Source organism: Sphingomonas sp., assembly GCF_035555815.1.
In the GTDB taxonomy this organism is placed as follows: domain Bacteria; phylum Pseudomonadota; class Alphaproteobacteria; order Sphingomonadales; family Sphingomonadaceae; genus Sphingomonas.
Genome location: NZ_DATMGG010000178.1, coordinates 1 through 6082, shown reverse-complemented (window position 1 = coordinate 6082; position 6082 = coordinate 1). Strand labels below are relative to the sequence as shown.

At 70.1% G+C, this 6082-nt stretch carries 9 protein-coding genes and 1 pseudogene; 4 read left to right on the top strand and 6 right to left on the bottom strand.

Annotated features, from left to right (window positions below):
• The 3 genes from VNR91_RS09765 to VNR91_RS09755 all read right to left on the bottom strand — a co-directional run.
• On the bottom strand, positions 1-623 hold a 623-nt coding region (locus tag VNR91_RS09765), incomplete at its 3' end, for a hypothetical protein (protein WP_325490573.1).
• Positions 624-626: 3 nt separating this feature from the next.
• On the bottom strand, positions 627-1988 hold the full coding sequence (locus tag VNR91_RS09760; RefSeq protein WP_325490572.1) for a putative O-glycosylation ligase, exosortase A system-associated: 1362 nt from the start codon (positions 1986-1988) through the stop codon (positions 627-629).
• Complete coding sequence (locus VNR91_RS09755; RefSeq protein ID WP_325490571.1) at positions 1981-2133, bottom strand: hypothetical protein; 153 nt, start codon at positions 2131-2133, stop codon at positions 1981-1983. Before VNR91_RS09755 ends, VNR91_RS09760 begins: the two co-directional genes overlap by 8 nt.
• A gap of 113 nt (positions 2134-2246) precedes the next feature.
• Here VNR91_RS09755 and VNR91_RS09750 point away from each other — a divergent pair, with 113 nt between their 5' ends.
• Positions 2247-3488 carry a TIGR04063 family PEP-CTERM/XrtA system glycosyltransferase gene (locus VNR91_RS09750; RefSeq protein WP_325490570.1) on the top strand — a complete coding sequence of 414 codons (1242 nt, stop codon included), beginning with the start codon at positions 2247-2249 and terminating at the stop codon, positions 3486-3488.
• Positions 3458-4306: a hypothetical protein gene (locus tag VNR91_RS09745; protein WP_325490569.1), complete on the top strand. Its 849-nt coding sequence runs from the start codon at positions 3458-3460 to the stop codon at positions 4304-4306. Before VNR91_RS09750 ends, VNR91_RS09745 begins: the two co-directional genes overlap by 31 nt.
• A 21-nt stretch (positions 4307-4327) precedes the next feature.
• Here VNR91_RS09745 and VNR91_RS09740 read toward each other — a convergent pair whose 3' ends face one another.
• Both VNR91_RS09740 and VNR91_RS09735 read right to left on the bottom strand, forming a co-directional pair.
• Positions 4328-4642 carry a hypothetical protein gene (locus VNR91_RS09740; protein ID WP_325490568.1) on the bottom strand — a complete coding sequence of 105 codons (315 nt, stop codon included), beginning with the start codon at positions 4640-4642 and terminating at the stop codon, positions 4328-4330.
• Positions 4639-4863, bottom strand: coding sequence for a hypothetical protein (locus VNR91_RS09735; RefSeq protein WP_325490567.1), 225 nt, complete (start codon positions 4861-4863; stop codon positions 4639-4641). The genes VNR91_RS09740 and VNR91_RS09735 overlap by 4 nt, the downstream gene beginning before the upstream one ends.
• A gap of 47 nt (positions 4864-4910) precedes the next feature.
• On the opposite strand from VNR91_RS09735, the gene VNR91_RS09730 reads away from it, so the two are divergent.
• Positions 4911-5540: a S24 family peptidase gene (locus VNR91_RS09730; RefSeq protein ID WP_325490566.1), complete on the top strand. Its 630-nt coding sequence runs from the start codon at positions 4911-4913 to the stop codon at positions 5538-5540.
• A 98-nt stretch (positions 5541-5638) separates the two neighbouring features.
• Here the strand turns inward: VNR91_RS09730 and VNR91_RS09725 are convergent, their stop codons facing one another.
• Positions 5639-5824, bottom strand: coding sequence for a hypothetical protein (locus VNR91_RS09725; RefSeq protein ID WP_325490565.1), 186 nt, complete (start codon positions 5822-5824; stop codon positions 5639-5641).
• Between VNR91_RS09725 and VNR91_RS09720 the strand changes: the two are divergent.
• A pseudogene (locus tag VNR91_RS09720) lies at positions 5813-6082 on the top strand (hypothetical protein); the annotation flags it as partial. The gene VNR91_RS09725 and the pseudogene VNR91_RS09720 sit on opposite strands and share 12 nt — an antisense overlap.

Here is a 6082-nt window from a genome sequence, read left to right as displayed (position 1 = left end):
TCAGCGACCGGCAGCCGGTCGATCGCGGGCAGCGGCTTGGCCGCCGGATGGGTGACGATGCCGTTGGGGGTCAGCTCGATCACGCTGCCCGGCCCCAGCGTCGCCAGCTCCGCGAACACGGTGTCATCGCCGATCGGCATGACGTTGAACGCCAGCTCGTACACGCCCTGCGCGTCGAAATGGACGCGCGGCAGCGCCCCGGCGGCGGCGAGCAGCGAGGTCGAGAACAGCCGATCGTCCCGATCGCGAAAGATCTGGAAGGCGGCGAAGTAATCGGTGAACAGGAACGTCCGCCCGCCGCGCCGCACCACTGCGACGAACTGCCCGCCGATCCGCGACCAGTCGATCGCCGGCAGCGCCATGCCGCGCAGCGCATCGAGCGCGGGCCGGCCCATCCGCCCGTCGACGGTGATCGTACCGGCGATCGCGACGCAATCGTCGCCGTCGCGCAGCAGCGTGTCCGGGCCCCCCAGCACATAGGGCCAGTGCAGGGCGTGCCAGCCGGGCAGGTCGATCGCGACGGGCTCGCCAAAGCCGTGGCGCGCATATTGCGCCCGCGCTCCGGCGATCGCGGGGTTGGCGAAGCCGGGGTCGCCGGCGCGGACGAGGAACAGCCCGGCCATCGCTCAGGCCGTCGCCGGCTGGGGGCGCTGGCGGCGCATCGGCTGCCATCCGGTCTCGCTGCGCTTGCGCCCGACGTAGGTGTCGAACCCGATCTGGGTGCCGATCAGCATGAACAGGAACGGATTGAGCGCGATACCGACGAACGCCGCGCCGAGCAGGTAGATGAGGTGCGCGTGCTGGAGCGCGCTGGCCAGCGGCGCGATCCAGGCGTCGTCCGCCGTCGCCTTGGCATAGCGGCGGCGCAGGATTTCCATGCGCGCAAGCCCTGCCAGCTGGATCAGCAGCCACAGCGCCAGCCCCGGATAGCCCTGTTCGCCGAGCATCTCGAAATAGGCGCTGTGATAGGCGCGGGCGCGATCGACCTCGAGCGAGCGTTCGACGGTGGCGTTGTTGCTGGCGCCCTCCACCGCGACCTTGTCGTAGCGGATGTGGTTCTGGCGATAGGCCTCGAACCCGCCGCCCATCGGGTTGGATTTCACGTAATCGATCGTCCATTTCCACACCGCGATGCGGGTCGAGGCGGAGGCGTCGGCCTGATAGGTCTTGATCGTCTCCATCCGCTGGGTGAACTTCGACGGCAGGAACGGAACCGCGACCAGCCCGACGACCGCGATGGCCGACAGGTACAGCACCCGCGTCTTCATCCGCATGTCGCGCAGCAACAGCACGCCGAGCAGCGCGACGCACAGCAGCCCGGTGCGGGCCGAGGTGCCGATCGGCATCAGCAGGCAGGCGAACACCAGCGCATAGCAGAACAGCTTCACCCGCCAGTCGGGCGGAAAGATCGTGCCGTGCCGGGTGAACCACAGCAGGATCGGGACGACCGATATGGCGACCGCGGAAATGATGCTGCCCTCGAACAGGCCGGTGTTGTTGGCGACCATCAGGTTGAGCGCGCCATAGCCGCCGCCCGACGCCAGCGTCTTGATGCCGCCGACGATGATGATCGCGCCGACCGACAGCAGCATGAACAGCAGCAGCGCCTCGATTCTGAGCCGCGTCCGCAGCGTCAGCGGCAGGAAGACGCCGAACGCGATCGCCTTCCACACCCAGTTCCACTTGAACTGCGCCTCGACCGGGAAATCGGCGTTGATCGTGGTGTACCAGCAATAGAGCAGCAGCATCAGCAGCATGATCTGGCGCGGCGCGACGCGCACGTCCCGTTTGTCGTCGGCGGCGATGAAGCCGAGCAGCGCCAGCGCGGCGGCGATCAGCGAATAGGGGATCGAGCCGAGCGCGGTGTACATCATCAGCTGCGGCGACAGCGTGTCGATATAGACATAGGCGAGCACGAACAGGAACGGGCGTTTCAGCCCGATGCCGAACAATGTCGCGATGAACCCGAAAAAGATGAGGTCACGCACGCGGGCGTCCCCAGCGTTGCGCGCGCGGCGGCGGGGCATCGTCGCGCGGGCCCGGCTCGCGATCCAGATCGTCGCGGTGCCACAGCCGCAGCGCGGCGAGCAGCATCAGGCCGTGGGTGATCGCCAGCGCGAAATTGTCGATCATCGCCTTTCCACCCTTGTTCGCGCGTTCGTCCCCGGCGCTGTCGCGCTCACTCCGCGTCTAGCCACCCTCCGGTTGACGCGGCGTTAAACTTCGCGTGGCAGGGAAAGTGCGACATGCGCATCCTTCACATCCTCGATCACGGCCTGCCGCTGCAGAGCGGATACACGTTCCGCACCCGCGCGATCCTGACCGCGCAGATGCGGCGCGGGCATGACGTGGCCGCGGTCACCGGCACCCGCCACGGCGTCGCCCCGGCGGCGGAGGAACAGGTCGACGGCATCCGCTTCTACCGCACCGATCCGGTCGCGCCCGCCCCGGCGCCGATCGGCGAATGGCGGGAGATCGCCGCGTTCGCCCGGCGGATCGCCACCGTGATCGACGATTTCCGCCCGGACGTGCTCCATGCCCATTCGCCGGTGCTCGATGCGCTGGCGGCGCTGCGCGCGATCCGTCGCCGCCCGTTGCCGCTGGTCTATGAGATCCGCGCGTTCTGGGAGGATGCGGCGGTCGGCAACGGCACCGGCAGCGAAGGATCGTGGCGCTATCGGCTCACCCGGATGCTGGAGACCTGGGCGGTGCGCCGCGCCGATGCGGTGGCGGTGATCTGCGACGGCCTGCGATCGGATCTGATCGCGCGCGGCATCGCCGCCGACAAGCTGCTGGTTTCCCCCAACGGCGTCGACATGACGCTGTTCGGCGATCCGCTTCCGCCCGACGCAGCGCTCGCGAGCGAACTGGGCGTGGCCGGGGCGGAGACGATCGGCTTCATCGGCAGCTTCTACGATTACGAAGGGCTCGACACGCTGATCGCGGCGATGCCCGCGCTGGTGGCGGCGCGACCGGGGATCAGGCTGATCCTGGTCGGCGGCGGCCCGATGGAGGCGGCGTTGCGCGCGCAGGCCGCGGCATCGCCGGCGGCGGACGCGATCCGCTTCGTCGGCCGCGTTCCCCATGCTCAGGTCGAACGCTATTACAGTTTGATCGACGTGCTCGTATATCCGCGCAAAGCGATGCGACTCACCGATCTCGTCACCCCGCTCAAGCCGCTGGAGGCGATGGCGCAGCGCCGGCTGGTGGCCGCGTCGAACGTCGGCGGCCATCGCGAGCTGATTCGCGACGGTGACACCGGCACGCTGTTTGCCGCCGACGATCCGTCGGCGCTGGCGGCGGCGGTCGCGGCGCTGTTCGCCGATCGCGGCGGCTGGGATGCGCGCCGCGCGCGCGGCCGCGCCTTCGTCGAATCCGAACGTGATTGGGCGTCCAATGTGGCTCGCTACGATCCCGTTTACCAAAAGATCACCCAAATTGGGGCAAGGAAGGCGCCATGGTCGCGTTCTCCCTCCACCAGCGCCTGACGCTCCACCCCGCAACGCTGACCGCCGTGGCGGCGGCGGGCGTGGCGGCGGCGACGGTCCTGGTGCTGCCCATCTCCGCCCTCGAATCCTTTGCGCAGGACAGCGGCATCGCCGCGTTCGTGCCGGCTGCCGCTCCGCCGCTGGGGTTCACCGCGCGCACGCTGCTGGCGATGCTTGCCGGTGGCCTGGCCGGGGCGCTGGCATGGGCGGTGGTGACGCTGTTGCCGATTCGCCAGCCGCGACGCCGCCGTCGGCCCGCGCTTCGCCCCGAGCCTACCGAGGTCGTGCCGGTGCTGCGCCGCGCCGACGCGCATCCCGACGCTCCGCCGCGCGCGCCGCTGATGGCGACTCGCGAACTGGGCACGCCGTTCCTCGACGTCCGCGCTCGTCCCGCGTCCGAAGCGGTGGTCGATATCGATCCGGTCGAAGTGCTGCCGCCCGCCGAACGCCACCTTCCGCGCGATCTCGATGCGCCGCTGTCGGCCTATGATCCGCACGCGATTCCGGCCGAACCGGCCACCCCGGTGCCGCCGGTCGCGCCGCTGTTCCGCGCGCCCACGCTCGATGAGGGCGAGCGCATCGACACGTTCGAGCTCGAGCGCCCGGCGCCGCTGCCGATCGACGAGCGCCCGCTCGCCGCGCCGCGCACCGAAGCGACGATCCACGCCTTGCTCGATCGCCTGGAAAAGGGCGTCGCGCGCCGCGCCGAACCGGCCCCGCCCGAATCCATGGCCACGCCGGGCGCCGCCTGGGAAGCGCCGTTGCTGGGTCTGGAAACCACGCTCGAGGAACTCCGCCGCCTGGCGATCCGCGTCTGATAAGCCGTCGGGGGTGGGGCGCTACCGCTCCTCGACCGTCAGCGCCTCGATCGTCGCGTCGGTGCGGTCGCATGTCGCGGTTCGGCGGATCACCGCCAGATCGGCGACCAGATGCCCCCGCATCGGCAGATCCGTCTCCGGCAGCGCCGCCAGCCACGCGCGGCCGGCATCGCCACCGTCCAGCACCAACGTCAGCACGTGCCGCGCCCCGCTGAACGTCGCGCTCGCCCAGCGGGTCGAGTCGCACGCGGTGATGTGTATCGCCACCCCGGCGCGCGCCGCATCGGCGATCAGCGCGCGTTCCAGCAGTGTGGCGGCGTCCGGCCCCCGGCTCATCGCTTTGTCTCCCGCTGAGTCGCGATATAGGCGTCGATCCGCGCCACCATCCGCGCGCGGGGTTCGCGCCCGTTGGCCAGATCGCCCACCAGGCGGGGGTCGTTGGCCGCCGCCCGCCCGAATTGCGTCGCCGCCATGCCCGTCTCCTTCAGATAGCCGCGCACCCGCGCCAGCACGTTCGACACTGCCCCTGCTCCCGACTCGTCCGTAGTGTTCTGCATTTGTTCTGATCGGCGATTTCCAACTTGTCTAGGAAATTTCCTACGCTATGGCTGATAGCGTGGACGGGACCGAACAACGCCGCGCGCTGGAGGCGCTGATTGCCGGTGGCGGGGCCAGCATGGCGGCGCTGTCGCGGATGCTTCGCCGCAACCCGGCGTGGCTCCAGCAATATCTGAAGCGCGGTACGCCGCGCCTGCTGCCGGAGGAGGATCGCGGGCGGCTGGCGCGGTTCTTCGGGGTCGATGAAGCGGTGCTGGGCGGGGTCTCTGCGGCGCTGGTGACTGTGCCTCGGCTCGATATCGCGGCGTCCGCGGGGCCGGGGCGTACCGTCGATGGCGCCGCCGCGATGCGCCCGGCGCGCTATCCGGCGGAGGATCTGGCGCGGCTGGGCGTGCGCGCCGACGCCGCCTCCGAAATCGCGGTCAGCGGCGATTCGATGGCGCCGACGCTGCACGACGGCGATCGCATCCTGGTCGACACCGCCGATCGCCGCCCGGACGGGCGCGGCGCGGTGTGGGTGCTGCGCATCGGCGAGTCGCTGTTGGTCAAGCGGCTGGTGCGTGCCGGCGCGCGCTGGCGGATCGTCAGCGACAATCCCGATTGGCCGGAGGAACTGCGCGACCGGGCGGAGGTGGCGGTGATCGGCCGGGTCGTCCAGGTGACGCGCGCGTTGTAACGCTCCGCTCCTCCACGCGGTCGTCCAGCGCCAGCGTCTCATGCGTGTCCAGCCCGGGGCGCCGGCCGGAGCCACCGATCCGCGTCAGCGGATCAAACTCAGCCCCAGTCGCGCCGCGCCAGCCACAGGTTGATCGCGATGCCCAGCGCCGTGCCGACCAGGAATCCGATCGTCGCCTGGCCCAGCAGGAATCCGATCGCGATGCAGGCGAACAGCGCCAGGACGAACAGCGCCCCGCCGCCGGTCGGCGGCTTGGGCTTGGGGAGGGGATCATGGTCAGCCATCGCGTGCTCCCTGCCATGTCCCGTCGCTGGACGCCACCGTCCCGCGTCGGGATGGGTGGCACGCCGGCGCGAAAGGCGTTTACCTTCGCGAGCCGCCCCATCGCGCGATTCCGCTTCGACTGGCATCATTCTCGCAACCGGCCGGGCATGGATTTCGATGACCTTTGCGCGCCCATGCCCTATCTCGCCGATCGCGGCGTGATCACCGATGCCGCCGATCTGATCGCCCGGTTCGGCGACGATGCCGGTTTTGAGGCC